This is a genomic window from Methylobacter psychrophilus (assembly GCF_025583945.1).
Lineage (GTDB): Bacteria > Pseudomonadota > Gammaproteobacteria > Methylococcales > Methylomonadaceae > Methylobacter_C > Methylobacter_C psychrophilus.
The window spans coordinates 165,823-191,226 of record NZ_JAOEGU010000003.1 but is presented as its reverse complement, the minus strand read 5'-3'; the positions used below and the strand labels follow the sequence as shown (position 1 = coordinate 191,226).

Below are 25,404 nucleotides of genomic sequence, written 5' to 3'. Positions count from 1 at the left end.
TTTACTGGTTCCCGACCCTGCACATGCACCTACCTTCCTTGTGTATGCAGGCTCTAAGCCTCGGATACTCCACGGTATGGGTGAATAGGGCGGGGGCCAATCTACGAAACAGGCTCTGATTATATTAATAACCAGTCCTAAGGTCGGGACGGCCTCCCAATAAACGATTAAAGCTTACTTGATCTTTTAGTAATATTTTATTAATTTTGATCATACAAGGTCGGGTTAGGTGATAGCCGTAACCCGACACATTCGCGACAAAATGTCGGGTTATACCCTTTGGGGCACTGTTTTAAAAGTTATTTAAGCCTTTTAACGTTTCGGTCGGGGTTACAAACCCCGACCGGCATGGTAGTCACTAGCAAGATCCCCAAACCAGCCTGTCGAATCAGCAAATCAGAAAATAATCATTGGTAATTTGAAGACAAAAACCACAGCGCTTTGATGCCGGTCGGAGTTTGTAACCCCGACCGGCATGGTAAAACACCGATCAGAATGGATTTTTGCCAGATCAATATTGAATTGTTACATTTTGTTACAATTAACAAATTGCTATAGGTTGGTATTTAAACTATTCTAGCGTCTCTTTAAACAGTAACGCTCATTACAGATAATAAACAACAGGTTATAAGCGATTTTAAGTTTTTTATTTTTGGTTAATTACCAAGAGTCATAACATAAAATACTGCACTTAAAATAATTTGTTACCGGTTTGATTTTTAGATATTGCAATAATGAACATTGCCGGGCAAAGCTGTAACTATCTTTGTAGTTAATTGCTTACTTTTTGGCAATAGCGGAGTCAGTCTGAGAGAAAATAACAGGATTCATGTGGTATGGATTTGTGAATTATTATTTGTTTTAAAAAAGAAAACTTAACACTCGTGTCAAACTTTATAGAGTGCGCATGATTCAAGGAAGATAAAGCCAAACTTGTCGTGAGATAAGGACGGAAAATCACAGGATTTTTTTAAAAAAGTTGGCTGGGTTGCAAATTGTTTTTTCTTTAAATAAAAAAGGTTTATTCATGATTAACAAAAAATTAGCTATTATTATTATTGCTCTTCTTTCAACCACAACCGTTCAAGCTCAATTACTTGATTTTAATGGTACTCAAACAGGATTCTACATAAATACATCCACTTCAGATGGTTTTACTGAAACAATGGGTAACAACTCAGGTGGTAATATAGCAATAAACAATGGTTCTGTAGGTGCTTACTGGAATGGTAACGGCTCCAATAACTTATTGTCATGGACTAACGGTGGTTTACAATCAGGCTTTATCTTGACTGATAATAATCCCATTAATACATTCAGCGTAACCTCGTTTGATTTCGGAAATGGGTACTCTTCAGGGATTAACCCCGTCACATCTCTTGAAGTGATTGGTACACTATTGGGAGGAACCCAGGTTAGTGAAACTTTTGTAAGTGGATGGACATCGAATGGTCTATCTCAGATAACTTTAGAATCAGTATTCACCAACCTTACTTCTTTGCAATTTATTGCTTTTGGTGAAAATAATAGAGCTACATTCGATAATATAGTGGTTAATCAACTATCTGCAGCCGTACCTGCAGCCGTACCTGCTGCAGTACCAGTACCTGCCGCAGTTTGGTTATTTGCATCAGGTTTGTTAGGTTTGGGCGCTTTACGTAAAAAAGCGCAAGCATAATTTTACCCAGGCTCGCAGGACACTACGATAGGACTTCGCTGTCATAGTGGCACTAAACTAAAGCCACCTCATTTGAGGTGGCTTTTTTATGCGCTGGTTCCCAAGCTCCAGAGGCTGTGAAAGTATTATTAAAAAACAGGTTAAAACCTGATACGTGACGGGATTTGCAACACCGTTACTCCTGTTTAAAAGTTATTGAAGCCTTTAAACGTTTCGGTCGGGGTTACAAACCCCGACCAGCCAGGTATGATTGTTTTTATTCAAAGTATTAAAACTTCGTGTCCTTCGTGGTGAGTTTTTTTATTTTGTTCAAGAAACGAATACTTTCACAGTCTCTACAGATTGGAAACCAGAGAACCTAATCTTCCAATTGCTGAATGCCATCCAACAGCCATTTGGGTTGGATGCTGATTTTAGGTTTAACAAAATGCCAAACTTCTCTGACTTGTTCTGTTTGAGCATTGATGTCTTCGCGCATGATGACATCAAACAAGACCACGGCTTCCAGTTCTAAACCGATTTCCCTGACTTCCAGTAGCTCGGCATCGAGTTTTAATATGTCGGTGTGGTTTTCAGTCGGAGAGCTTTTGAGTTGTTCCTGAATTTCGGCAAAGACTTTATCGGTTGATAAGCCCCTGATTTCACCGAGATCACCGTCATCCCAGGCTTTTTGAAGCGTAGTGAACGCTATTTTGGCACCCGATAAAAAGGCTTGTTGATCAAAGTCGGCAGGAACAGCAACAGTGTTATTAACGCCGGTATCCGGTTGGAAATTTTGACTGCTTGTGGATATTTTATCTTTTTTGAATAAAATATCGGTATTAAAACCCGCCGGATTACTTTGATCTGGCTGTGCTTCCTGATAATTATCAGTCGTACGGTTATAGGCTGGCTGCTTTGCCGCTTTTGCTTTGGCGGCAAATAGTTTATAGAGTAAAAAAGCGACTCCTCCCAATACCAGAATATCCATAAAGTTAAAGTTTTCAAAAGCGCCGCCAAAGAATAGCGAGCCTAATAAACCACCCAGTGCCAAACCTCCCAACATACCCATTAAACCGCCGCGACTGGCCATGCCTTGTCTCGCGGTCTGGTTTTGATTCGTTGCCTGTTGTTGGCTGGCAGAACGGCTGGGCGGTATTGCCGAGCGTTTATAGGGGGCACTGTAAGAAGAGCGACTGCCAAAAGAGCCTCCGCCGCCGAAACGTTTGGCATCGGCATCCGATATAACACCGATGCCTAAAGATAAAATGATTAAACAGAAAGCAATAATACTGGTATTTTTTTTCATAAATCACCAAAGTTAAATAAATTTGTTATGGACTATTAGTTATGAGATATGGGCTAAAGGTAAATTTTTAAGGGCTAATTGATATTTACGCTTATAATCACCCAACCGAAATTGATACCCCTTACTTGTTTTACTAATATAACATTGTCTGCATGTTTTCAACACTTCGCATATTATTAGTCATTTTTCTGACGATGTTGCAATTCATTGCACCGTTGGTACATGCTCATGCGAGCATGGATGAGGCAAAGCAAGGGCTACATATTCCCGGGCTTGAGGGCTATGGCGTTGCTCACAACCGACTGGCAGGTCAAGTAAAGGTATTGCCTTATAACATCTCTGTAGACGGTCTGATTGTGGCTGTTGACATGGGTATCCGGCAAAGCCAAACCAAAGCTCCGGTTGATGCCGATAGCAATTATTATCTTCACCAACAACACCGCTTCATATTTGCTGACGTAGCCTCCCGGTTTGATGCCAATTTTTCTCCGCAGCCACAACAGCTGGCTTATTGTTTATTTATTCCATCCCCGCCTTCACGTGCGCCTCCTGCACAATAAAATTCCCCCTGTTTTGTAAAGATACGAATTATCGTATTTTGTTAAGTCGGCGCTATTTTGGCGTTGCTACCTATCGCGCGGTTAAATCCGCATTGAGCTTACCTTATGTTTTTATTAAACATTTTCAGTAAACCACTGTCTGGTATCTTGCTTCGGCAGGCATTTTTTTTACTGGCAATATTATTGCTGATTCCCTGGCCGGCTTATTGTCAAGTGCCTGCCTGGGAGCTGGATGACGCTATACCTATGGTTGATCATCATGATTCCATTACTATTGATGCCTCTTTAACGCTACCCAAGCTCATTGATTTGACGATGGAGAAATACCCTGATGTGAGTTGGCTTAACGCTTTGGAAGAAGAAGCTGCGGCTATTTCAGAGCGCAGTAAAAGCTGGACTGCCGGGGCGTCACAAGCCACTGTTGGCTATCAATCCATAGCGTCTTTTAAACTCAATTATGCAACAGCCGGTGTGCAGGTGCCGTTATGGAATTTGGGGCAGCGTGACGCCGAACATAATTTGGCTAATCAGGCCGAAACCAGTGCTGAATCACAGGCAGTGGGGATTAAGTTACGTGTTGCCGGCTTGGTTAGAGGGGCTCTGTGGAATATGGCTCTGGTAAATATTCGTTATGAACAGGCACAAGCGGAGCTGGATATTTATGGGAAATTATTGGCGACCATCAAGCGCCGCGTTGAATTGGGAGACCTGCCACGAGCGGATGAGTTATTGGCGCAAACCGAGTTACTGCAACGGCGGTCAGTGTTTACAATGGCTGAAGCGGAATTAATGCATGCCCGCAAACGTTATTCTACCATTACCCAGCTAACTAAAATGCCGGTTATTTATGAAGAAAAGTTGGTTGCATTAAAAGAAATCGAGCAAAACCATCCTGCTTTAGTGGCAGTTAACAGTCAGATTGAGCGTAAACAGGCAGAGATTACTGCCATTAAATCAATAGGCTCAGGGCAGAGCCATGTTCTCGCCGGGTTATTGAGTGATGAAGGTAATGATCCACGCAGTAATAAAGCCGAGTTTTTTAATGTTGGTGTCATCGTTCCTTTTGGAGGTAACACACATTTACAACCGCAGATTGCCGCCGTCAATGTTGAGTTAAACAAATTATTCGCAGAGCGTGAACAGTTGTTTCGTGATTTGGAACAGGCGCATCACGAAGCCGAACATAATCTGGAAGTTAATCGGGTTGAATTAGGCACCGCCAATGAACAGAAAAAAGTGTCCGAAGAATTGTTAACCATGACACAACTGGCGTTTTCTGTGGGTGAAATTAATCTGCTGGATTTGTTAAAAATTGAGTCACGAACACAACAAGCCATTCTCAATGCTAAAGAACGTAAAGTTATGTTACAGCGAGATAAAGCTTTTTATAACCAGGCAGTAGGAGTTATGCCATGAGATCGTATAAATTTTTACTGCTGTTAAATTTTCTGGGCTGGGCACTATGGTTCTGCCCACCGGTGAATGCTGAAAATACGTTGAAAATAACTCAGGAGTATTTTGATAATTTAGGCGTTACGTTAAGCAAGCTTGAACCTACCAACCAAATTCCGGTATTAACTGCACCAGCCAAAGTAGTGGTTCCTCCTGCTCATGAATATATTGTTAGCGCCTCTCAGGCCGGATTAATCATTAAACTGAATGCGGCAATCGGCGATAAGGTTACCAAAAGCGATATATTGGCTCAGCTAAACAGTCCTGACTTGCTTTCCATGCAGCGTTTATACCTTAAAGCGGTTAACGAGATGCAGTTAAGTTTTCTGTCTTTTCAACGTGATAAAAAATTACTGGAAGATGGCGTTATTGCTGATAGACGTTGGCAGGAAACGCTTAGTAAATACAATGCTGTTGTTTCCGAGGCGAATGAATATAAACAACTTCTGCAAATCTCTGGAATGACAGCGACTGAAATTGACCATCTGGGTAAAACCCATCAGTTGAGTAGTCAGTTAAATGTTCATTCGCCTATTTCAGGTGTGGTTATGGAGCGGGTAGCGGTCGCTGGAGAGCGGGTGAGTATATTGGCTCCGTTATATCGTATTGCCAATCTGGATGAGCTTTGGCTGGAGATTAATATCCCTCATGAGCGCATAGGCAGCATTAAAGTGGGTGATCAGGTTTTGGTTGAAAATAGTGCGGTTATTGCACGGATTACTTTATTGGGACAAAGCGTTAATCCGGAAAATCAAACGATAATGGCACGGGCTGTTATCGTTACCAAGCAGTTGCCGGAAAATGAGCAATCGGCGGTAAGGGTAGGGCAAACTATCAATACCCAAATTATTGAATTCAGTGAAAAATCGGCCTTTAAAGTACCCAATACAGCCATTGCCCAAAATGAAGGCAAGTTTTACATTTTTGTCCGTAATCAGGAGGGCTTTACTGTCAGCCAGATAACAGTAAAGGGCAAGCAGGGTGATGAGTCGATTATTACCGGTGATTTTAGCGGCACTGAAGAAATTGCCAGCAAAGGCGCTGTGGCTCTGAAGGCAAAATGGTTGGGATTAGGGAGTGCTGAATAATGGCCGGCTTGATTCGTTTTGCACTGAGTCAGCGGTTACTGATGATGATTGTGGTTTTGCTGCTATCCGGCGGCGGTTATTATGCCTTAAAAAACATTCCTATTGATGCCTTCCCTGAGGTTTCGCCAACTCAGGTAAAAATTATTGTCAAAGCGCCCGGGATGACGCCGGTAGAAGTTGAGGCGAGAATAACGGCGCCTATAGAGATTGAGCTGCTGGGGATTCCGCATCAAACCATGCTGCGTTCTATTGCCAAATACGCATTAACGGACATTACCGTTGATTTTGCCGAAGGTACCGATATTTATTGGGCGCGTCAGCAGATTGCCGAGCGCTTGAACACCATGTGGAGTAACTTGCCGGAGGGGGTTCAAGGTGGTATTGCGCCAATGACGACGCCCTTGGGTGAAATGTTTATGTTTACCGTAGAAGGCGGCGGTTTAAGTTTAATGGAACACCGTGATTTACTGGACTGGGTTATTCGTCCGGCGCTACGAACCGTTTCAGGGGTAGCAGATGTTAACTCTCTGGGTGGTGTAGTGAGAAGCTTTGAGGTGATCCCTGATAATACCCGGTTAGCCGCCAGAGGTATCAGCATTGAGATGTTGATACAAGCATTAAAACGCAATAATCGCAATGATGGAGCCGGTCGCATGACCGATGGTGAAGAAGCCTTGATTGTCAGGGCTGAAGGCCGAATTAAGGTTCTGGCTGATGTCGGTACTATTGTCGTCGATAATAAAAACGGTATTCCGATTACGGTCGGTGATATCGCCGAAATTAAAATTGGTTCGCTGACACGTTATGGTGCCGTGAGTAAAAATGGCGAAGGCGAGGCGGTTACCGGCTTGGTATTAAGTTTGCGCGGTGCCAATGCCAAACAAACCATTGCCGGAATCGAAAAGAAACTGGCTGAAATCAGTCCGGGATTTCCACCAGGCGTTACCGCTAAGGTTTTCTATAATCGCGGTAACCTTGTTGACAAGGCCGTCGAGACTGTTTTGCATGCCTTGCTGGAAGCGATAGCTTTAGTGGTGGTTTTACTACTTTTATTTTTAGGTAATTTGCGCGCTGCTGTGGTGGTTGCCTTGTCTTTACCCTTGGCAGCCCTGTTCACTTTTATCTTGATGAACTACATGGGCATGTCGGCAAACCTGATGAGTCTGGGTGGTTTGGCGATTGCTATCGGCATGTTGGTGGATGCCGCCGTTGTGGTCGTTGAAAATCTTATTACGCATCTGGCTCATGTCGAAAAAGCCCGACGCTTGCCACGCCTGCATGTTATTTACCGGGCTACTTGTGAAGTGGCCGGGCCGGTTACTTCCGGCATTTTAATTATTATTATCGTTTTCTTGCCGCTGCTGACTCTGCAAGGTCTGGAAGGTAAATTATTTACGCCGGTTGCCTTAACTATCGTTTTTGCACTGAGTGGTTCGCTGATATTGTCGCTCACGGTTATTCCCGTTGTTGCCTCTTATTTACTGAAAGAAGTCTCTCATGAAGAACCCTGGCTGCCCAGGCAACTACAAAAGGCTTATCAGCCGGCTTTATTATGGTGTCTGGCAAACAGTAAAAAAGTATTTATAGCCGCCGGTGCTTTATTAGCCGTGACTATCGTGGTGTTTACCCAGATAGGCAGTACCTTTATGCCAACGATGGACGAAGGTGATATTATTTTGCAACTGGAAAAACTGCCATCGATAACGCTTGAGCAATCGGTAGCACTGGATGGTCAGGTTCAAAAAAATCTGCGTAAAAATATTCCTGAAATAGTGACGATTGTTTCTAGGGTGGGTTCTGATGAATTGGGTCTTGATCCTATGGGCTTGAATGAGACTGATACATTTTTAATACTAAAAGCCAAAGACCAATGGCGCATGCAGACCAAAGAGGCGTTGATTGAAGAAATTCGTAAAGTGATGGCAAAAACCCCGGGTATTGCCTTTGGTTTTACTCAGCCTATTGAGATGCGGGTTTCAGAAATGCTGACGGGTACGCGCGGCGATGTGGCAGTTAAGTTATTTGGTTCTGATCTGGCAGTGTTAAACGAAAAAGCTACGGAAATAGCCGAAATATTAAAACATATTACCGGTTCCAGCGATGTCTTTGCCAAACAAAACAGCGGGATGCAATTTTTACAGTTAACGATAGACAAGCTGGCTGCCGGGCGTTTGGGTTTGGACAGTGATACGATTGAAACTCTGTTGCGTGCCCAGATTGAAGGTTTAAATTTAGGAATTGTTCAGGAGGGTATTAAACGTACCCCACTGATTTTGCGTGGCAGCAGTAATACCGCTAATTTTGATGATCTGCAAATTACCTTACCAAATGGCGGACATGTACCGGTAACGGCCATTGCCAAAATTGAAAAAGTTGAGGGTGTCGTGTCAATTGGCAGAGAACGGGGACAGCGTTTTGTCGTGATTCGCAGCAATGTTCAGGATCGTGATTTGGTTGGTTTTGTCGATGAAGCCCGTAAAGCGGTTGCTGAAAAAATTAAATTGCCGGCAGGCTATACCATTGAATTTGGTGGTCAGTTTGAAAATCAACAACGTGCAGCGGCAACGTTGTCACTGGTTGTGCCGATCTCGTTAGGCCTGATTTTTTTGCTGTTATTTTCAACTTTTGGTTCGGTACGCCAAGCTGTGCTGGTGCTATCAAATATTCCACTGGCAATGATTGGGGGTGTTTTTGCCTTGTGGGGTTCCGGTGAATATTTATCCGTACCGGCATCGGTTGGTTTTATCGCTTTGCTGGGGATAGCTGTGCTTAACGGAGTTGTGATGGTCAGTTATTTTAACCAGCTGATAGCTACCGGTATGGACTTGGTTAAAGTAGTGACGTTAGGCTCTTCGCGGCGCTTAAGGCCGGTATTGATGACTGCCAGTATTGCGGCATTTGGGCTGATTCCGCTATTATTTGCAACCGGCCCCGGCTCTGAAATTCAGCGACCTTTGGCTATCGTGGTAATTGGCGGACTGGTTTCCTCTACGTTTTTAACGTTATTTTTATTGCCTATTTTGTTTAAGTTATTCGGCTTGCCCAAGGAGATTAAATCATGAATTGCACAGAGTATCTAGTGACCCTTAATATTCCGCCCAGTCTTGAAGAATTGATGGTTGACAGTCTGTTGTTACTGGAATCAGAGCATGGCTTTAGTAGTTTTCCGGTCAGGGCGCATCATCATGATAACAGCGGTTTATCGCTGGCTGAGCAAGTTGCTGGTCGTCAGAAGCGAATCCGTTTTCAGATGTATGTGCCGGTAGAAGAGTTGCCGGCATTATTGGCGCAATTACGCGAGGAGTTTTCGGATTCGGGTATTCAATATTGGGTTTTGCCGGTGATAGAAGCGGGGATTATTTAAATAACAACGGGTAGGGGCAGACCTGTGTGTCTGCCCTAAATTGGACGAACCTGTTGGGCCGGGCGAACACATATAGACTTTTAGAAATTAAACTTCCAATTCACGTCGCTGTAAGTCCATACAGATACTATCCCTTCAAGGGATGGTATCTGTCGACATAGAAATTATTTATCTGAAAATGTATAGGATCGCCCTATGTATTTAATTCTGGTCGAGGTTTATTACCTCGACCGATAGCTTAAAAATCTAAACAAATTGCCATTTATTCGATAAGCCCTTCTGCTTTCATGGCTTTTTGCACGGCAGGACGTTCGGAAATTTTTTCAGCATATCTTGCCAGTGCCGGCCAGCGGGAAATATCAATATTGACATATTGCCCCCAGCTTAGCGTGACGAATAAATAAGCATCAGCCACACTAAAATGATCGCCAAGCAAATAAGGTTGTGACGAAAGGTGTTCTGCAACAGTATCAAGACGGGTTATCAGGATACTGGTCGCCAACTCTTTTGCAGTTTCGGAAGCGGTCGCATTAAACAAGGGTGAAAAACCTTTATGAATTTCAGTTGAGATAAAGTTGAGCCATTGTTGTAGTTTATAACGCTCGAAAGTACCCGTTATCGGGATTAATTTTTTATCAGGTGCCTGATCGGCAAGATACTGGATAATGGCCGGGCCTTCACTAAGCTGGTTGCCATCATCTAGTATCAGCAGGGGTACGTAGCCGTTAGGATTGAGCTGGCGGAAGTCTTCGCCGTTTTCAGTCAGCTTGTTTGCTAAATCAACTTTAATCAGTTCGATTGGCAGTTCTGCTTCGCAGGCGACAATATGCGGTGATAGTGAGCAGGCACCGGGACTGTAATAGAGTTTCATTATTTATTCCTCTTGGGTTGTGTGAAGATTACATCAATCTTTGGTTACTTCAATCTGAATGGCAATATAGACGTCATCAGCCAGTTTTTGCGCATATTTGTCTATGCCAAAATCAGAGCGTTTGATGGTGGTCGTCGCATTTGCACCGCAGGTGTTCTTCATGTTGATCAGATTTATTCCGCAATAAAAATGATCTACCGTCAGATGTACGGGTTTGGAAATACCGTGCAGCGTTAATACGCCATCTGCAGCAACAAGTTGGTCTTTGTTGAAGTGTAGCTTGTCTGATATAAATTTAATCTGTGGATAGTGTTCAGTATCAAGAAACTCTTTGCCGCGTAAATGCTTTTCCAGTTCAGTAAGTCCGGTGCTAATAGAAGCGGTTTCGATAGATATTAAAATATAGCCGGTTGCCGATGCCCGGTCAATAAGCACTTTGCCGCTAGTCTCGTTAAAACGGCCTCGTTGAATTGAAAATCTCTGATGATTAATCTCAAAACTTGGAAAGGTATGCTTGGGATCAACAGTATAAGAATCAGCTGCGATGGCGGAAAAGCTCAATGTACTGGCAATAATCAGTGCAAGGATGGTCTTTATCATAATGATTTTGATATTATCGCTTTTTAAAGTAATGTTTTATTAACTGCTGCAGCTTGAGCCACTATCGCTAACCAAGGTTGTTCATGAAGGGGTTTACCTGGTGGCCGGTAATAATGATCAAGCACTGCAAATCCGGCTTTCTCCAAAAATAGCTTGCAGGTCTCAATTTGCATGTAATGGCCGTATCGTTGTTCTGACCAACCCTCCTCATTACCGCGAGGGATGGATAAGAATAAAATGCCGCCAGACTTTAAAGCGCTGTATAGGTCAGTAAGGACGCGGGGCAATTCCTGGCTGGGAACGTGAAACAGTGAGGCATTGGCAAAAATACCATCGAAAGCTTGTTTGGGTAATTCCAGACCAAGAAATTTCTGATGAAGAATAACACAGCTTGTATGGCGGCGAGCCATCTTACAAAATTCCTCGCTACCATCGAGGCCCACTGGCCGGTGTCCCAAGGATTTAAAGTAACTGACATCTCGTCCCGGTCCACAACCAAAATCCAAGATATCCAGTTTTTTTCCTGCCGGGAAGGGTGCCAAAAAAGCCTGATAGTTTTGAGTGACATCATGATCTTTTGTACCATTCCAAAATTCTTCAGCATTTTGATTATAGTGTCCTACCGTTACCGTTTCGATTTCATCCAATACCTGATTTGTTTGTTCCATCATTACCTTTTTTATCTGTGTTACGTAAGTCTTATGGTTTTTTTATGGTATCCAGAGCATTGAAATCTTCATAAATAATGGCAGGATCAGTGTTTAAAAACACGTTTTCATTTAATTGCTTTAAACAAACAGCATTTAAAGTCACTTGTTCATATAACCAATAATATCGGTCAGCTTCAAAAATACTATACCGGCAATTATATTTGCATTGTATCCATTGATTATCCACAGAGCCAATTACTTGGCGCATCTCGGCTGATTTTGCACCGAGATACGTCATGATTTTCGTATCTAAATCAATTTGAAAGCGATCAAACAGGATGTTTTTATTGACGATTTTAGGATATGTTACGCGAGTTCCTTGAATATCATCACCATGCTGATCGATAATGCATTGCCGGTCACAAACATAACTCGCGTGTGGAAAGCTTAGTGGATATTTATCGGGGCTTTTGGCACGCAAATTTTCATGGGCCTCGCTTCGTTGGCTTTTATCCCATTGCTTGATGACAATTTGTAAAATTAACACACGTATTTTCCGGTCAAAAAGCCACTAAACAGCATGCAAGCTGCTGTCATGACTGTTGATAGTGAAGGCTTTACCAAAGCCGAAAACGTAACGTCCACTTTCTGGATGCAAAGCAAATAAATGAAAGTCTGATAATGAGCGTAATACACCAACAACTTCGCCAAATTTATCCTGCAAGGCTTGTAGCTGATTCGTATAAATGAGCTCATCGGGCATTATTTCTTTAACACGACAGCTTAATACTACCCGTTCCCGTGCAAAAAGGTTACGGGACTCAGCTTCGGGGCGTATAAACAAAATTGATGCCAGCGGATTATTTAATAAATTGGTGGTGTGACTGGCCAGTTCACTGATATAGATATAAAAGACGCCCGCGTTGTCCCGCACAAAAGGTGCGTAGCTAATGTCAGGAACACCCAGTGCTGAGGCGGTTGACAGTGTGAGTGTTTGCGAGGACAAGATCAGTTTATGATAACGCCGCGTAAACTCTTCAAGTTCTGGTGTGCTTGTTTCAGTCATGGCGCTTTTTGGGATTGTAATCGCGAAAATCAATGTCGGGAAAAATGTTGTCCATAATCTCCAGCGCGGCCAGATAACGTTCGTTTATTCTGTTTTTACGAATACAATCGTGTAAATAGTTAAATCTGGCAAGATGGTCGGTTATACGTTTATTCGCGTAGTCGATAGTCGTTCCTGATTTTATTATAAATGGCCAGTCAGAGGCTTGTGCCAGTAAAATTGATCTTGCTGCCTGATTTAAGGCACGGGTTTGTAATGGATTGACCGCCAAGCCCTGAAGATCGGACGCCAGTTTTTCCATATCGGTTTCGGCTTTGTGTAGGAAAGGATAAATCCAGTCATTGGTTTCATTGATCCAGTAACTGGAATAACCTTGGTCACCCCAGGTAGATGCACAAGGCGTCGCTATCTGATGTGATGTCTGCCGTTTTAAATAATCACTACAACTAACGGTCTCTACGTTATTGGTATTTTCGTTTGCCAGACGTAGTACCGACTCTAACCAATGCGGCCCTTCAAACCACCAATGGCCAAAGAGTTCGGCATCGTAAGGGGCTATAATTATTGGTGGTCTATCCATATTGGCGCCAAGCGCATCAATCTGCTGTTGCCGTTTGTTGATAAAATCCCGTGCGTGTTGACGAGTTTTTTCTAATGCTTTTTGAGGATTGTAGAGTTCCTTGGGCAAATCTTTGCCGGTCACGCGATAATATTTGATACCGGTATTGATGCGTGTTTCGCCATCAAGGATATAGGGGGCGATATAGTCAAAATCAAGATCGAAGCCGATATCCCGGTAGTATTCGCGGTAATCGAAATCACCAGGGTAACCTTCTTGAGAGCTCCAAACCTGTCTGGATGATTCCGGATCGCGTGCAAAAGCAGCGACGCCATTGCCACAATCCAGCGGTGCGTAGACACCGTTGCGGGGAACCTCGGTTGCGTCCATAATGCCATGGCTGTCAACAAAGAAATAGTTGATACCGGCTTCGGCCAATAGCGTTTCAACGCCAGGATAGTAGGCACATTCAGGCAACCAAAAACCGGTAGGCGAGAAACCCAGATGGGCTTCAAAGGTTTTAACACCTATATTGATTTGATTACGAACCGCTGTTTCACTAACGTTGAGCAGCGGCAGAAAGCCGTGAGTTGCTGCGCAGGTTATTAATTCAAGCGTACCGGCGCGGTGATGCTTTTTAAAAGCCGTTAATAAATCACAGTTATAGTGATTCTGATAGATGTCCAGCGTGTTTTGAAAGAAACCGAGGTAATACTGTGCCAGCTCTTGATAGTCAGATTGTTGACGGGTTCTGATGATTTCTTTTTCGGCCAGTTCCAGTAATTTATGCAGGTATTTGAGATAACGTGTCTGTAATAAATCATCACGCAGCATGGTAATTAGTGGCGGTGATAAAGAGAGAGTCAGCCGATAATCCACACCATCTTTTTGCAGTCGGTCAAGTGCACCAATTAACGGAATATAGCATTCGGTCATGGCTTCGAATAGCCAGTTTTCTTCAAAAAAGCTTTCGTGTTCCGGGTGTCGCACATAAGGTAGGTGTGCGTGGAGTATGATGCCAAGAAATCCTGTTTTCATGTCGCTACGGGTTATGTTTCTGGCCGGAGGCGCTATTATTTTGGTAACAGGAGATTCCCCGACTAGCTGTGATGAGAGTTGGTATAGGCTTGAACATATGCTGACTGTTTTTAGCGATATTGGGCATTATCCTTCCAGCTGGAACATGGGCGCTATTGGAATAAGCAAATGGGGTCAAGCTATTGTTTTTATGACGATTTCCAATGGTTGCGCAATACGTTGTTTCATGGCTATGCATCGGTAGAACAACATTTTGTTGGGCCTGGGCACTATTAATGGCAACGTCGAAGTATGGTTTGCCGGTATCGGTATTTTTATCAGACTCGGCATAAATTCTTAAGGTCAGTTGCTGCCCGGAAGCCATTTTTTGGGCATCAATTAGTTTATCTTTTACCAGATTCCAGTAAACATAAAGATGATCAGGATCGACGGGTAGCAGTATTAATTCCTGTGTGTGGTTTGATGCGATGGGAGCGAAGTCCTTGCTGATTTCTTCGCTGATCTCAAGCATTTCTTTCGGTGAGAAAGCTTGATGTTGGGCTTGGCTTATGATTTTAGTAGAAAAAACAGGCGTAAATTCTCGATTAATTTCTTGACTAATTTCAAGTATTTCTTCGGAAGACAGTCTGATTTGGGGGTTATATCTTGAATGCGAAAATGTCATCATCAGCCCTAAATCGTTACTGTTACTGGTCTAAAGTTTCTCCATACAGCCATGTTAATGAATGAAGTGCTTGTTTGGATTTTAAAGTTGATTTTGAAAAGCAATTACGATTACCAGTATACTTGTTAAACTGGGTGCTATCATCCAATTTGTTATAAAAAATATCAAATCTTGGCGATTGTTTTTACAACAGTCAAAGCAGTCAGCTTCGATGACTTAGCCTGATGACGCTATTTATTTTGTTTCCGAAATACCGGATAACAATACTTTATTAATTTCCCCATACATAAAGCTATGACAGTTCCATTAAATATTATAGATATAAAATACTTTCTTGATGAAGATATAGGGCCCGGAGATATAACGGTAGCCATTATTCCTGAAGCCGCCCATGCACTTGCAGAAGTGGTTACGCGTGAAGATATGATAATGTGTGGCCAAGCGTGGTTTGATGCGGTATTCAAGTATCTGGATACTAATGTAACTATTAGTTGGTTGGTAGCTGAAGGCGAGGCTGTTAAAAAAAATACCACATTATGTAAACTAAGTGGCTCAGCGAGAGGGTTACTAACCGGCGAGCGTACGGCGCTAAACTTTTTACAACTTTTGTCGGCGACGGCAACCGTTGCCAGGCAGTATGCAGATGCGGTTGCCGGCACCGACTGTAAAGTACTGGATACCCGAAAAACCATTCCGGGGCTAAGAAATGCGCAAAAATATGCAGTTGCCTGTGGTGGCTGTTATAACCATCGTATAGGTTTGTATGATGGTGTGTTAATCAAAGAAAATCATATTATGGCAGCAGGTTCCATTACCAAGGCAATAGTAATGGCGAGGTTACTAACGACAGTGTCGGTGGAGGTCGAAGTTGAATCCATGCTGGAATTAATTGAGGCGCTTGCGGCAAAACCGGACCGGATTATGCTGGACAATTTCAGTCTTGACGATTTGCACGCAGCGGTAAAATTGACTGCCAGCGCTATAGAGCTTGAGGCATCCGGTAATATTGAGCTCGATAATATACGCAGTATTGCTGAAACTGGCGTTGATTATATTTCTATCGGCGCATTAACCAAACATGTTAAAGCGGTTGATTTATCCATGCGTATAAAATTGGTGAGTTAGATAAATTCCGTTTTGTAGGGACAATTCGGTGTGATTTTCCTTGGCTCGGAACTTAGGTGATTTCCTGAGAATAATATACCCCGCTTGCTGGTTTTTTTATTCATTTACTGCGTTGTTAAAATAGTTACGTAGCCCGCTACGCGCCTATTTTTCCGCCTCGGCAACTGCTCCTGCGTCTCTTAAGGAGCCTACTGTTGGTGCTCTAGCTCCTGCATAATCCACAGGGATGTGGTGAATGCAGATATTGCAGGAGTAAATATCTGTCCTTGCAGTCGTTGTAAATAAACAAAAATCCTGTGTCACTTGGGACTATTAATTCTCGGATATCACCTTAAATACAGGTGGCAGGCATGATTGAAAATATTGAAGCATTATTTAAACAAATCAGTTGTGGCGTTTATGTTATTGGCATCAGCGATGGTGAGCGGCAAAATGCGTTTACCGCAGCGTGGGTGATGCCCGTTTCTTTTAATCCACCTTTGCTGGCGGTTAGTATTAATCCTGAACATTATTCTTATCAGTTATTGCAAGCTGGCGGCGTTTGTACGGTCAATGTTTTGGGGCAAGATCAATCTGCCATAGCGGAGCATTTTGGTCGCTCAGTTCAAGATAAAATGAGCGGTTTTCAATGGCAAAAAGGTAAAGCCGGAGCGCCGATTTTATTAGCAAGTCTGGCTTATTTTGATTGCGAGGTTAGTCATTACACCGATGCCGGTGATCATAAAATCGTCGTTTGCAGAGTTATTGCAGCGGCAAAGTTGAATACAGGACAGCCATTGTTATATAGCCAGACTGGCGATATGGATGGCAGTAGTGCATTATACGAATGATTTGTCCCTGTTTAGCCACGAAAATTACAAAAAATTCAAATAGACAACAGGTTGTAGATTACTACCCAAAGGTGAACGATATGGGCAGTATAATATCTTGATGTATTTGGTTTTACTTGAAGCCGTTTATTTTTTACTTTGGCTTCTGATTCGCCGTTTTAATGCGAGACAGGCGCCAAAATAAACCAAAGTGTTGCTCCGAAAATACCAACTATTAGCGTTAAAAGATAGCGGGCTTATCAATCAACATATTCAAAAAGTGTGATGATTTGTTTTATGCCGGGTTGAAGTCTGGTAACGTTGATAACAACAGTACCTTCATCACGGTGGACTAAACCCATTAAGTAAACAATTCCATTTTCAGTAATGACTTTTATCATGGCAGGGTCAAAATCGGGCATAGTTCTGATTTGACTCAGTGCTACCTTTACGGTTTCGGTAATTAATTGGTCATTAGTGCGCGAGCTGGAATCACTGGGATAAGCAATAGTTAAATTGTCATGTATTAGTTTCACATTGGGAGTGACCTGAACGATAGCAATGATTTTTTTTTTCAATTCTTCGTTAGGAGTCTCCCCGGTAATTAATACGGCACCATTATAGGCCGTTATAGTAAAGTGACATTGGTTGAGTAAATCATCTTCTGAATTTAGCTCCGAGTAGGCTTCAATTTCAATATTTTTATCAATCAAAATGGCTTCCCGTGAACGACGGTCTTGTAATAACGCTTGCTCCGTTATTTCCTGGAAGTTTCTTGGGGCGGTCGAACATGCACCAATCAAAAGGCAATTAAGCAGGATAAGGGGCAAAAATATTTTTTTCATGGCTTAAATTCAAAGTGAGTAGATAAATGGTTATCAACCGAATAATTGATGATCAATCAAATCACACAGGCAATGGGTAATTAGTACATGAATTTCCTGGATGCGTGCGTTTGAGCTTGACGGCACCCGAATTTCTATATCTGTTTCATGCAGTAAGGGGGCAATCATGCCGCCATTGTTACCGGTTAGCGCAATAACTGATATGTCTTTGTCATGGGCGGTGGTAATCGCTTTGGCTATATTGGCTGAATTATTGCCATCGGTGTATACCATTAATATATCTCCGCTTTGCCCCAGTGCTCTGAGTTGTTTCGCGAAAATATCATCAAAGTTATAGTCATTGGCTATTGCGGTGATGGTTGCCGTGTCTGTGGTTAACGCGATGACCGGTAATGAGGGGCGATCTCGCTCAAATTGGTTAAGCATGGCTGATGATAGTAGTTGTGCACAGGTTGCCGAGCGGCCATTGCCACAGGTGAGTATTTTTTTATCATTCAGTAAAGTGGTAACCAGTCGTTGTGAGGCATACTCTATCAGTTCACACAGGTAAGTCATGGCATCCTGCTGGGTTTGGATGCTGTCAGAGAAATGATTAATGATTCTGTCTTGTAAGCTCATGGTGTGATTTTTAGTTTAAAAAGCATTTTGTATCCACTCCAGGTTACCATTGCCGGAAATGGCAACAACATCAAAGCGTAGTGGTCGGTCTTCTTTTTGGGTTGATAAATAACTTTGCGTTGCTGCTATTATACGTGATTGTTTTGCTCTGGTGATACTCTCTACGGCGCTGCCGTATTGATCTGTTTTACGGTAGCGAACTTCGATAATGACCAGAGTTTTCTGATCGGTCATAATTAAATCGAGTTCACCCATTTTACAGCGGTAGTTTCGGCAAACCGGCTTTAGTCCTTTATTGACAAGAAATTTATGGGCCTGTTCTTCAGCGCTTTCACCGCGAATCAAGTGTGCGGCTTTGGCTTTGAGTTTAGTAAACAGCATGGTTAATCTCCTGTTGGCATTTATTCTGTAAACAATAAAAAGACCAAGATACTGATATAATTTGGCACTATCCGGACAAGCGCTGTATACAATCATGGTAGTCCATGATTTTTATGTCGTATCTTTTAATTAGAGGTTATATAAATGAGCGTATCGAATGTTAACTGAGTTTGGCAAATTATACGTTGTTGCTACGCCGATAGGTAATTTAGGCGATATGAGTTTTAGGGCGGTGGAAGTATTAAAAAAAGTCGATTTGATTGCCGCTGAAGATACCCGTCACGTAAAAATGCTGTTACAGCATTATGGTATTACCAACAAACTGGTTTCATTGCATCAGTACAACGAGGATAAAGCATCCTCGATATTGCTGGAAAAGTTGCGGGAAGGGCAGTCAATTGCGCTGGTCTCAGATGCAGGGACGCCGTTGTTAAGTGATCCGGGCATGCCGCTGGTGAAAATGGTGAAGGATGCAGGTCTTGATGTTGTGCCCATTCCGGGAGCTTGTGCATTAATTGCGGCATTGTCTGCGGCAGGGTTACCGGTTACGCAGTTTTCATTTGAGGGCTTTTTACCGAGAACCTCATCGGCACGTAAAGCTTTTTTTAGCGAAAGGCTTTTGTCCCAAAAAACATGGGTGTTTTATGAGTCCTGTCATCGGATTTTGGCCTCATTACAAGATATGGCAGAAATATTACCCTTGGATCGTCAGGTTGTCATTGCCAGAGAATTAACTAAAATCCACGAAACTATTGTAAAAACCAGTTTGGGGAATGCCCTACAATTGGTAGAACAAAATGACAATATGAGAAAAGGCGAGTTTGTTGTCATTGTCGATGGCGCTGTTGTTGATAAAAAAGAGCAAGTTGTTAGTCCTGATCAGGAAAAATTGCTTCAGGTGTTATTGCGAGAGTGTTCTATTAAGACCGCTGTTGCAATGGCTGTAGAAATTACCGGAGTTAGAAAGAAGTTGTTGTACCAGGCAGCGCTGGAAATTGATAAAGAAAAAGACGCTTAGTTTTGTTGTTATCATTTTCTGGATTAGCGTTGGCTTGATTAATACAGTATACTAGCAGGTGAAAGAGTTGGCTGGACAGTCGCTGTTTTATCGTCAAGATAAAATGGAGGAAAGTCCGGGCTCCATTGGGCAGGGTGCCAGGTAACGCCTGGGAGGCGTGAGCCTACGGAAAGTGCCGCAGAAAATATACCGCCTGTCATTTATGATCGGTAAGGGTGAAAAGGTGCGGTAAGAGCGCACCGCGCAACTGGTAACAGGAGTGGCATGGTAAACCCCACCCGGAGCAAGATCAAATAGAGGGACAGACGCGTGGCCCGCGCGGTTCCTGGGTAGATTGCTTGAGCTGCAGGGTGACTTGCAGCCTAGATGAATGACTGTTCTCGACAGAACCCGGCTTACAGGCTAACTCTTTCTTTTTTATTGTTGTTGCGTGTTTTTTAATCATAAAATTACCTGGTATCAATAAAATCCATTGATATTTTTTACGTAAGAATCACCGGTTAGCATAGTGCCGCAATATCCTTCCTCGTTATTCCATCCCCCACTAAAGAGTTCCGCATATCTTACAAGCTGATACTTAAAGTATTCTCTTAACAATAGTAATTAACCACCTGATAAAACATAGGATTTTTTTTGCCGTATTTTGCGTGGCGTAAGCTTTTTTAGAGAGGCAGGCAAGCCATTGTAAAAAAAAAAAGACTTTAAGTGAAATCATCCTTGACTATGAACAGTTTGGAATTTATAGTGATTCCAAGTGGTAATAAAGTGGCGAAAAGTGGTTTTTTTTAAGGTATAGGCATTAAGTCGTGTTTCGGGGAATCAGTTTAATTAATTTGGACGATAAAGGGCGTCTTGCAATTCCAACCCGTTACCGGGAAGAATTACAGGATTGTTGTGAGCGTCAAATGGTTGTAACGGTTGCTGTAGACGAACGATGTATTGGAGAAAACGGCTGTTTATGGCTTTATCCACTACCCGAATGGGAAAAGCTTGAGTTAACTATTAGTAAGTTACCTACTTTAAACAAGATGGCCGGAAAGTTAAGGCGCTTTGTTATTGGTAACGCATCTGAATGCGAAATTGATGGGCAAGGTCGTTTGTTATTGCCGGACAAGCTCAGAAAATTTGCCGATATGGATAAAAAAATTATCCTGGTCGGTCAGCTTAGCAAGTTTGAAATATGGAATGAAAGTGCCTGGACAGCCAAAGAAAAACAATGGCTGGATGGTGATGATAATGAAGGTCTGGAAGAGCTAGGGTCTTTATCTTTTTAAATTACGGGAGATTTGTTAGTGAAGCATTTACCCGTTATGTATGCAGAAGCCCTGCAGCAATTGGCGATTAAAGATGATGGTATTTATCTTGATTGTACATTTGGACGTGGTGGACATAGTCAGGGTATTTTGAATCTGCTAGGCCAAAATGGACAATTACTTGCTTTTGATCGTGATTCTGATGCGATCAATTCAGATTATGCGCAGGCGATGCTTTCGGACAAGCGGTTCACGCTAAAGCATAGTTGTTTTTCTCAATTGGAAAATATAGTCGAAAGCGTAAGTCTGGTAGGGAAAATTGATGGGGTTTTGCTGGATTTAGGGGTGTCCTCACCTCAGTTGGATGATCCTGAGAGGGGTTTTAGTTTTTTGCGGGATGGACCTTTGGACATGCGCATGGACGGTAATGCAGGTATTTCTGCTGAGCAGTGGTTGGCTAATGTTGATGAGAAAGACCTGATTAAGGTTTTGTTTGAGTATGGTGAAGAAAAATTTGCACGGCGCATAGCTCGGGCAATAGTAGAAAAAAGGGCGGAATCATCTATTTCAACAACCCGGCAATTAGCCCAGCTAATTGAAGACGTAGTACCCATAAGAGAGAAGCATAAGCACCCTGCAACACGTACTTTTCAAGCTATACGTATTGAAATTAATAGCGAACTGGATGAATTAAAAGACGTTTTGGAGCAGTCGGCCCGAGTGCTTGCAGCGGGAGGACGATTAGTCGTGATTTCTTTTCATTCATTGGAAGACAGGATTGTCAAGCGTTTTATTAGAAACGAATCCGGTGCCAAGTATAACCCTGGTAAATTACCTATAAAGGAAGTTGATATTGCCAAAGGTATCTTAAAGAAAGTGAGCAAAGCGTTGAAAGCTGATGCACAGGAAATCAGAGAAAATCCAAGAGCCAGAAGTGCCGTTATGCGAGTTGCTGAGAGAGTTTAAGTGGTTATAAATCGGCTGGTAAGTGTGGTAGGTGTCGTACTTTTATTGTCGGCGTTAGCAGTGATTTATAGCAAATACTACTCACGTTTAATTTTTATTGAAATCCAAAAACAGGAAAGAGCTTTGGATCAATATGAAGTTGAATGGGGGCAGATGCAATTAGAGTTGACTATGCTGGCAGAACAAAATCGGGTAGAGCTGGTGGCACGCGAGCAATTGAAGTTGGTTATGCCGTTACGAGAAAAAATTATTTATATCAAACCGTAAATGTTAGATTTTCGAGCAAGAAGTACGACAAAACAATCGACAGATAATTTTTCAGGTAGAAGAAAATTTCTGGTTATCTTTATGATGGTTTGCATGCTCTTACTGACCGGGCGTGCCATTGATTTACAAGTCCTGAGTAAACAATTTCTGAAAGCTCAGGGTGATATGAGACAGGTTGATGAGGTTTCTGTTTCAGCATACAGAGGTATGATTACAGACAGAAATGGTGATCCTCTGGCAATTAGTACGCCTGTTGAATCTATTTGGATAAATCCCCGAGAGCTTAAATTTGCAAAAGAAGATCAGTTAAGGGTTATGGAAAAACTGCTGCATTTGCCTATTGGAAAAGTAACTGAATGGATTAAAGAGGATTCACATAGACAGTTTCTTTATATAGCACGGAGGGTTAATCCACAACTGGGTGCTCAAGTGAAAGAATTAAAACTTGAAGGCGTTTATTTTGAGCGCGAATTCAAACGTTTTTATCCTTCAGGAGGTGTTTCTGCGCATCTGGTTGGCTTTACCAATGTTGATGATATCGGGCAGGCAGGAATGGAGTCCGGTTATGAACAGTTATTAAAAGGAATTTCTGGTAGCAAGCGGGTTATCAGGGATGGTCAGCGTCGAATTATTGCTGATATAGAAAATATACAAGAACCTGTTTCAGGAAAAACTCTTGAGTTAAGTATTGATCAGCGTATTCAATATCTGGCGTATCGAGAGTTGCAATTGGCGGTCAGCGCCAATAAGGCAAAGTCCGGCGCATTAGTGGTATTGGATGCAAAAAATGGGGAAGTTTTGGCGGCAGTTAGCCAGCCATCATTTAATCCGAATACCCGAAGTAATTTGAAAGAAAGCTTGTATCGGAATAGGGCGGTTACTGATGTATTTGAGCCCGGATCGACGGTTAAACCTTTTGTTGTTGCTGCGGCTTTAGACGGCGGTTATATCAGTCCTAATGCCATTTTTGCTACGCATGGAACGTATCAAATAGGGCGCAACACCGTTAAAGATACCCATAATTATGGCACCATGGATTTAACGCATGTTATTAAGAAATCCAGCAATATCGGTGTCACTATGATGTCCTTAAAAATGCCGCCGAAATATTTTTGGGGCATTTATCATCAGCTTGGTTTTGGTGTTTCAGCGGGTTCAGGTTTTCCAGGCGAGGCCAGTGGTACTTTGCTGGGTTATAAAAAATGGCACGATTTCGATCGGGCAATTTTATCATTCGGTTATGGCTTGAGTAGTTCTACATTGCAACTGGCAAGAGCTTATACGGCGTTGGCAGATGATGGTATTTTGCATTCGGTAAGTTTGCTAAAACGTGAAGAAGATGACGATGCCGTGCGGATATTTTCAGCTAAAACAGCCAAAAGTGTCAGAAAGATGATGGAAACCGTGATTATGAAAGATGGTACTGCTTACGAAGCCAGAGTCGACGGTTACAGTGCTGCAGGTAAAACCGGGACAGCAAAAAAAGCCGGCTCCGGAGGCTATACCGAGAAAAGCTATTTTGCTGTTTTTGCCGGAATGGCACCTGCCAGCGACCCGCGCTTGATTATTGTCGTCATGATTGATGAGCCTTCTGCCGGTCAGTATTACGGTGGCCTGGTTGCAGCACCGGTATTTTCAAAAGTAATGGCTGGAGCATTAAGAATACTTGGGGTTGCTCCTGATCAGGAAGGAACGATGCCGGTTTTGTTAACGCAAAAAACTCAGTAACACGGATTATGAAACTCAGCGATTTATTGGAGGGTTTTGTCTCATTTTCAGGCTTAAGTTTGGACTTGATAAATACTGTGCCAATTACGGGTCTGGCTTTAGATAGTCGGGAAGTCATTAAGGGTAATGTATTTATTGCCCTGGTAGGTGCCAGCCAACATGGATTGATTCATGTTACACAAGCTCTTGATAAGGGGGCTTGTGCGGTTGTTTTTGACCCAGCGGGTGAGGGCAAGCAATTGGCCGGTCAGATTAGTCATGTGCCTGTGATTGCAGTAGATGATTTGGGTTTGAAGCTGGGTGATATAGCGGCTCGTTATTATGGTCAACCGTCTAAAGTTATGGCGGTGATTGGCATCACCGGGACTAACGGCAAAACGTCTTGCAGTCAGTTTTTAAGTCAGATGCTGAATGATTGCGGCATCATCGGCACACTGGGTTGGGGTGAGTGGGGCAAGTTGGGTAAAACGCTTAATACCACGCCCGATGCCCTGGAAACTCAACGAATACTGGCTGAATTAAAAAAAGATAACAAAAAAACAGTCGCCATGGAGGTTTCGTCGCATGGTTTGGAGCAGGGCAGGGTTAATGGCGTTACTTTTAAAGGTGCGGTGTTTACTAATATCAGTCGTGATCATTTAGATTATCACGGGACGATGGAAGCCTATTTACAGGCTAAATTAAAACTGCTCAATAAACCGGGGCTGGAATTTGCCGTAATCAACCTCGATGACTTCTATAGCGACCGTATTATTGCCGCCGTTCCTGAAGCAACGGTTGTCTGGGGCATTAGTGTTAAGGGAAAAACGCTCGCTTCCTGCGAATCTGTTAGTGCTGAAGCTGTTGTGCATAAAGTAGATGGTATTGAATTTGATGTCCGTTGGCGTGAAGACAGTCAGCGGGTAAAGGTACCGCTTTATGGTGACTTTAATATTGAAAATATCTTGACTGTTCTTGCTGTGATGCTGGCGATGGGTATTTTAATGGCTGAGGCGGTAAAAAAGCTACAGTTTATAAAGCCGGTTACAGGACGTATGGAGCGCTTTGGTGGCGATGGACAGCCACTGATTTTTGTCGATTATGCACATACTCCTGACGCACTGGACAAGGTTCTATCCAGCTTGAGAAAACATTGCGAGCAAGCTTTATGGGTGGTATTCGGCTGTGGAGGCAACAGGGATAAGGGTAAGCGTCCACAAATGGGGCATATTGCCGAGCAGTGGGCGGATCATGTGATTGTTACCGATGATAATCCCCGATTTGAAAATGGACTGGACATAGTTAATGATATTTTAGCCGGATGTAGAAGCACGATTAATTGCGTCTCTACCCAGGTTGAAGTCATTCAAAACAGAGAGCAGGCCATACACAGTGCGATAGCCAGAGCTGGAGAACAAGATTGTATTGTGATTGCGGGTAAGGGACATGAAAGTTATCAGGATATCAGTGGCGTGCAAACAGCATTCAATGATAGTCAGGTTGTTATTGACGCATTAAAAATGAGAACCGGATAAAA

General features: G+C 42.8%; 25 protein-coding genes, 1 other RNA gene and 1 riboswitch. Of the genes, 15 read left to right on the top strand and 11 right to left on the bottom strand.

Features of this window, described 5'->3' with window-relative positions:
- The first annotated feature begins 916 nt into the window (after nucleotides 1-916).
- Nucleotides 917-996: riboswitch (cyclic di-GMP riboswitch) on the top strand.
- A gap of 31 nt (nucleotides 997-1,027) precedes the next feature.
- Nucleotides 1,028-1,678 carry a VPLPA-CTERM sorting domain-containing protein gene (locus N7974_RS03010; RefSeq protein ID WP_262964194.1) on the top strand — a complete coding sequence of 217 codons (651 nt, stop codon included), beginning with the start codon at nucleotides 1,028-1,030 and terminating at the stop codon, nucleotides 1,676-1,678.
- Nucleotides 1,679-2,036: 358 nt separating this feature from the next.
- On the opposite strand, the gene N7974_RS03005 is transcribed toward N7974_RS03010, so the two are convergent.
- Nucleotides 2,037-2,966 carry a Tim44 domain-containing protein gene (locus N7974_RS03005; RefSeq protein WP_262964193.1) on the bottom strand — a complete coding sequence of 310 codons (930 nt, stop codon included), beginning with the start codon at nucleotides 2,964-2,966 and terminating at the stop codon, nucleotides 2,037-2,039.
- Nucleotides 2,967-3,118: 152 nt separating this feature from the next.
- On the opposite strand from N7974_RS03005, the gene N7974_RS03000 reads away from it, so the two are divergent.
- The 5 genes from N7974_RS03000 (at nucleotide 3,119) to N7974_RS02980 (ending at nucleotide 9,430) form a co-directional block, all read left to right on the top strand.
- Nucleotides 3,119-3,526 (top strand): hypothetical protein, encoded by a 408-nt coding sequence (locus tag N7974_RS03000; RefSeq protein WP_262964192.1) that lies wholly within the window; start codon nucleotides 3,119-3,121, stop codon nucleotides 3,524-3,526.
- A 105-nt stretch (nucleotides 3,527-3,631) separates the two neighbouring features.
- On the top strand, nucleotides 3,632-4,942 hold the full coding sequence (locus N7974_RS02995) for a TolC family protein (RefSeq protein WP_262964191.1): 1,311 nt from the start codon (nucleotides 3,632-3,634) through the stop codon (nucleotides 4,940-4,942).
- On the top strand, nucleotides 4,939-6,066 hold the full coding sequence (locus N7974_RS02990; RefSeq protein WP_262964190.1) for an efflux RND transporter periplasmic adaptor subunit: 1,128 nt from the start codon (nucleotides 4,939-4,941) through the stop codon (nucleotides 6,064-6,066). The genes N7974_RS02995 and N7974_RS02990 overlap by 4 nt, the downstream gene beginning before the upstream one ends.
- A complete protein-coding gene (locus N7974_RS02985; protein ID WP_262964189.1) occupies nucleotides 6,066-9,128 on the top strand; it encodes an efflux RND transporter permease subunit in 3,063 nt (1,020 codons plus the stop codon). The genes N7974_RS02990 and N7974_RS02985 overlap by 1 nt, the downstream gene beginning before the upstream one ends.
- Nucleotides 9,125-9,430 (top strand): DUF3240 family protein, encoded by a 306-nt coding sequence (locus tag N7974_RS02980; protein ID WP_262964188.1) that lies wholly within the window; start codon nucleotides 9,125-9,127, stop codon nucleotides 9,428-9,430. The genes N7974_RS02985 and N7974_RS02980 overlap by 4 nt, the downstream gene beginning before the upstream one ends.
- A gap of 262 nt (nucleotides 9,431-9,692) precedes the next feature.
- Here N7974_RS02980 and gstA read toward each other — a convergent pair whose 3' ends face one another.
- From gstA to N7974_RS02945, 7 genes are read right to left on the bottom strand one after another with little or no spacing between them, the layout of a single operon-like run.
- A complete protein-coding gene (gstA, locus tag N7974_RS02975; RefSeq protein ID WP_262964187.1) occupies nucleotides 9,693-10,301 on the bottom strand; it encodes a glutathione transferase GstA in 609 nt (202 codons plus the stop codon).
- Between the two features lie 33 nt (nucleotides 10,302-10,334).
- The gene (locus tag N7974_RS02970; protein WP_262964186.1) at nucleotides 10,335-10,901 is read right to left on the bottom strand and encodes a YceI family protein; all 567 of its coding nucleotides are present in this window, start codon (nucleotides 10,899-10,901) and stop codon (nucleotides 10,335-10,337) included.
- A 23-nt stretch (nucleotides 10,902-10,924) separates the two neighbouring features.
- Nucleotides 10,925-11,572 (bottom strand): class I SAM-dependent methyltransferase, encoded by a 648-nt coding sequence (locus N7974_RS02965; RefSeq protein ID WP_262964185.1) that lies wholly within the window; start codon nucleotides 11,570-11,572, stop codon nucleotides 10,925-10,927.
- A gap of 28 nt (nucleotides 11,573-11,600) precedes the next feature.
- Complete coding sequence (locus tag N7974_RS02960) at nucleotides 11,601-12,098, bottom strand: hypothetical protein (RefSeq protein WP_262964184.1); 498 nt, start codon at nucleotides 12,096-12,098, stop codon at nucleotides 11,601-11,603.
- Between the two features lie 24 nt (nucleotides 12,099-12,122).
- The gene (locus N7974_RS02955) at nucleotides 12,123-12,617 is read right to left on the bottom strand and encodes a HugZ family pyridoxamine 5'-phosphate oxidase (RefSeq protein WP_262964183.1); all 495 of its coding nucleotides are present in this window, start codon (nucleotides 12,615-12,617) and stop codon (nucleotides 12,123-12,125) included.
- Nucleotides 12,610-14,214: a glycoside hydrolase family 57 protein gene (locus tag N7974_RS02950; protein ID WP_262964182.1), complete on the bottom strand. Its 1,605-nt coding sequence runs from the start codon at nucleotides 14,212-14,214 to the stop codon at nucleotides 12,610-12,612. Before N7974_RS02950 ends, N7974_RS02955 begins: the two co-directional genes overlap by 8 nt.
- A gap of 4 nt (nucleotides 14,215-14,218) precedes the next feature.
- Nucleotides 14,219-14,881 carry a DUF4912 domain-containing protein gene (locus N7974_RS02945; RefSeq protein ID WP_262964181.1) on the bottom strand — a complete coding sequence of 221 codons (663 nt, stop codon included), beginning with the start codon at nucleotides 14,879-14,881 and terminating at the stop codon, nucleotides 14,219-14,221.
- Nucleotides 14,882-15,172: 291 nt separating this feature from the next.
- Between N7974_RS02945 and nadC the strand changes: the two genes are divergently transcribed.
- Both nadC and N7974_RS02935 read left to right on the top strand, forming a co-directional pair.
- Complete coding sequence (gene nadC, locus N7974_RS02940) at nucleotides 15,173-16,003, top strand: carboxylating nicotinate-nucleotide diphosphorylase (protein WP_262964180.1); 831 nt, start codon at nucleotides 15,173-15,175, stop codon at nucleotides 16,001-16,003.
- Between the two features lie 350 nt (nucleotides 16,004-16,353).
- Nucleotides 16,354-16,833 (top strand): flavin reductase family protein, encoded by a 480-nt coding sequence (locus N7974_RS02935; RefSeq protein WP_262964179.1) that lies wholly within the window; start codon nucleotides 16,354-16,356, stop codon nucleotides 16,831-16,833.
- Between the two features lie 239 nt (nucleotides 16,834-17,072).
- Here the strand turns inward: N7974_RS02935 and N7974_RS02930 are convergent, their stop codons facing one another.
- The 3 genes from N7974_RS02930 to N7974_RS02920 are packed head-to-tail and all read right to left on the bottom strand — an operon-like array spanning nucleotide 17,073 to nucleotide 18,656.
- Nucleotides 17,073-17,657 carry a BON domain-containing protein gene (locus N7974_RS02930; protein WP_262964178.1) on the bottom strand — a complete coding sequence of 195 codons (585 nt, stop codon included), beginning with the start codon at nucleotides 17,655-17,657 and terminating at the stop codon, nucleotides 17,073-17,075.
- A 33-nt stretch (nucleotides 17,658-17,690) separates the two neighbouring features.
- Nucleotides 17,691-18,275: an SIS domain-containing protein gene (locus tag N7974_RS02925; RefSeq protein ID WP_262964177.1), complete on the bottom strand. Its 585-nt coding sequence runs from the start codon at nucleotides 18,273-18,275 to the stop codon at nucleotides 17,691-17,693.
- Between the two features lie 15 nt (nucleotides 18,276-18,290).
- Nucleotides 18,291-18,656: a YraN family protein gene (locus tag N7974_RS02920; protein ID WP_262964176.1), complete on the bottom strand. Its 366-nt coding sequence runs from the start codon at nucleotides 18,654-18,656 to the stop codon at nucleotides 18,291-18,293.
- Between the two features lie 157 nt (nucleotides 18,657-18,813).
- On the opposite strand from N7974_RS02920, the gene rsmI reads away from it, so the two are divergent.
- The 7 genes from rsmI (at nucleotide 18,814) to N7974_RS02885 (ending at nucleotide 25,402) form a co-directional block, all read left to right on the top strand.
- Nucleotides 18,814-19,674, top strand: a complete 861-nt coding sequence (gene rsmI / locus N7974_RS02915) for a 16S rRNA (cytidine(1402)-2'-O)-methyltransferase (RefSeq protein ID WP_262964175.1) — start codon at nucleotides 18,814-18,816, stop codon at nucleotides 19,672-19,674.
- Between the two features lie 63 nt (nucleotides 19,675-19,737).
- Nucleotides 19,738-20,088: RNase P RNA component class A (gene rnpB / locus N7974_RS02910), an RNA gene on the top strand.
- 392 nt (nucleotides 20,089-20,480) lie between these two features.
- Complete coding sequence (gene mraZ / locus N7974_RS02905) at nucleotides 20,481-20,948, top strand: division/cell wall cluster transcriptional repressor MraZ (RefSeq protein ID WP_262964174.1); 468 nt, start codon at nucleotides 20,481-20,483, stop codon at nucleotides 20,946-20,948.
- An 18-nt stretch (nucleotides 20,949-20,966) separates the two neighbouring features.
- A complete protein-coding gene (gene rsmH, locus N7974_RS02900) occupies nucleotides 20,967-21,893 on the top strand; it encodes a 16S rRNA (cytosine(1402)-N(4))-methyltransferase RsmH (RefSeq protein WP_262964173.1) in 927 nt (308 codons plus the stop codon).
- A complete protein-coding gene (gene ftsL / locus N7974_RS02895) occupies nucleotides 21,894-22,160 on the top strand; it encodes a cell division protein FtsL (protein ID WP_262964172.1) in 267 nt (88 codons plus the stop codon).
- Nucleotides 22,161-23,888 carry a peptidoglycan D,D-transpeptidase FtsI family protein gene (locus N7974_RS02890; RefSeq protein WP_262964171.1) on the top strand — a complete coding sequence of 576 codons (1,728 nt, stop codon included), beginning with the start codon at nucleotides 22,161-22,163 and terminating at the stop codon, nucleotides 23,886-23,888.
- Between the two features lie 8 nt (nucleotides 23,889-23,896).
- Nucleotides 23,897-25,402, top strand: coding sequence for a UDP-N-acetylmuramoyl-L-alanyl-D-glutamate--2,6-diaminopimelate ligase (locus N7974_RS02885; protein ID WP_262964170.1), 1,506 nt, complete (start codon nucleotides 23,897-23,899; stop codon nucleotides 25,400-25,402).
- Nucleotides 25,403-25,404 lie beyond the last annotated feature (2 nt).

Excerpts from the sequence above, each read along its gene's own strand:
- N7974_RS03005 (WP_262964193.1), bottom strand. The coding sequence starts at position 2,966 with ATGAAAAAAAATACCAGTATTATTGCTTTCTGTTTAATCATTTTATCT.
- N7974_RS02980 (WP_262964188.1), top strand. The coding sequence starts at position 9,125 with ATGAATTGCACAGAGTATCTAGTGACCCTTAATATTCCGCCCAGTCTT.
- N7974_RS02945 (WP_262964181.1), bottom strand. The coding sequence starts at position 14,881 with ATGATGACATTTTCGCATTCAAGATATAACCCCCAAATCAGACTGTCT.
- N7974_RS02955 (WP_262964183.1), bottom strand. The coding sequence starts at position 12,617 with ATGACTGAAACAAGCACACCAGAACTTGAAGAGTTTACGCGGCGTTAT.
- N7974_RS02965 (WP_262964185.1), bottom strand. The coding sequence starts at position 11,572 with ATGATGGAACAAACAAATCAGGTATTGGATGAAATCGAAACGGTAACG.
- gstA (WP_262964187.1), bottom strand. The coding sequence starts at position 10,301 with ATGAAACTCTATTACAGTCCCGGTGCCTGCTCACTATCACCGCATATT.
- N7974_RS02930 (WP_262964178.1), bottom strand. The coding sequence starts at position 17,657 with ATGAAAAAAATATTTTTGCCCCTTATCCTGCTTAATTGCCTTTTGATT.
- N7974_RS02885 (WP_262964170.1), top strand. The coding sequence starts at position 23,897 with ATGAAACTCAGCGATTTATTGGAGGGTTTTGTCTCATTTTCAGGCTTA.
- N7974_RS02970 (WP_262964186.1), bottom strand. The coding sequence starts at position 10,901 with ATGATAAAGACCATCCTTGCACTGATTATTGCCAGTACATTGAGCTTT.
- N7974_RS03010 (WP_262964194.1), top strand. The coding sequence starts at position 1,028 with ATGATTAACAAAAAATTAGCTATTATTATTATTGCTCTTCTTTCAACC.
- N7974_RS02995 (WP_262964191.1), top strand. The coding sequence starts at position 3,632 with ATGTTTTTATTAAACATTTTCAGTAAACCACTGTCTGGTATCTTGCTT.
- N7974_RS02890 (WP_262964171.1), top strand. The coding sequence starts at position 22,161 with ATGTTAGATTTTCGAGCAAGAAGTACGACAAAACAATCGACAGATAAT.
- N7974_RS02935 (WP_262964179.1), top strand. The coding sequence starts at position 16,354 with ATGATTGAAAATATTGAAGCATTATTTAAACAAATCAGTTGTGGCGTT.
- N7974_RS03000 (WP_262964192.1), top strand. The coding sequence starts at position 3,119 with ATGTTTTCAACACTTCGCATATTATTAGTCATTTTTCTGACGATGTTG.
- N7974_RS02950 (WP_262964182.1), bottom strand. The coding sequence starts at position 14,214 with ATGAAAACAGGATTTCTTGGCATCATACTCCACGCACACCTACCTTAT.
- N7974_RS02920 (WP_262964176.1), bottom strand. The coding sequence starts at position 18,656 with ATGCTGTTTACTAAACTCAAAGCCAAAGCCGCACACTTGATTCGCGGT.
- N7974_RS02925 (WP_262964177.1), bottom strand. The coding sequence starts at position 18,275 with ATGAGCTTACAAGACAGAATCATTAATCATTTCTCTGACAGCATCCAA.
- N7974_RS02990 (WP_262964190.1), top strand. The coding sequence starts at position 4,939 with ATGAGATCGTATAAATTTTTACTGCTGTTAAATTTTCTGGGCTGGGCA.
- nadC (WP_262964180.1), top strand. The coding sequence starts at position 15,173 with ATGACAGTTCCATTAAATATTATAGATATAAAATACTTTCTTGATGAA.
- rsmI (WP_262964175.1), top strand. The coding sequence starts at position 18,814 with ATGTTAACTGAGTTTGGCAAATTATACGTTGTTGCTACGCCGATAGGT.
- N7974_RS02985 (WP_262964189.1), top strand. The coding sequence starts at position 6,066 with ATGGCCGGCTTGATTCGTTTTGCACTGAGTCAGCGGTTACTGATGATG.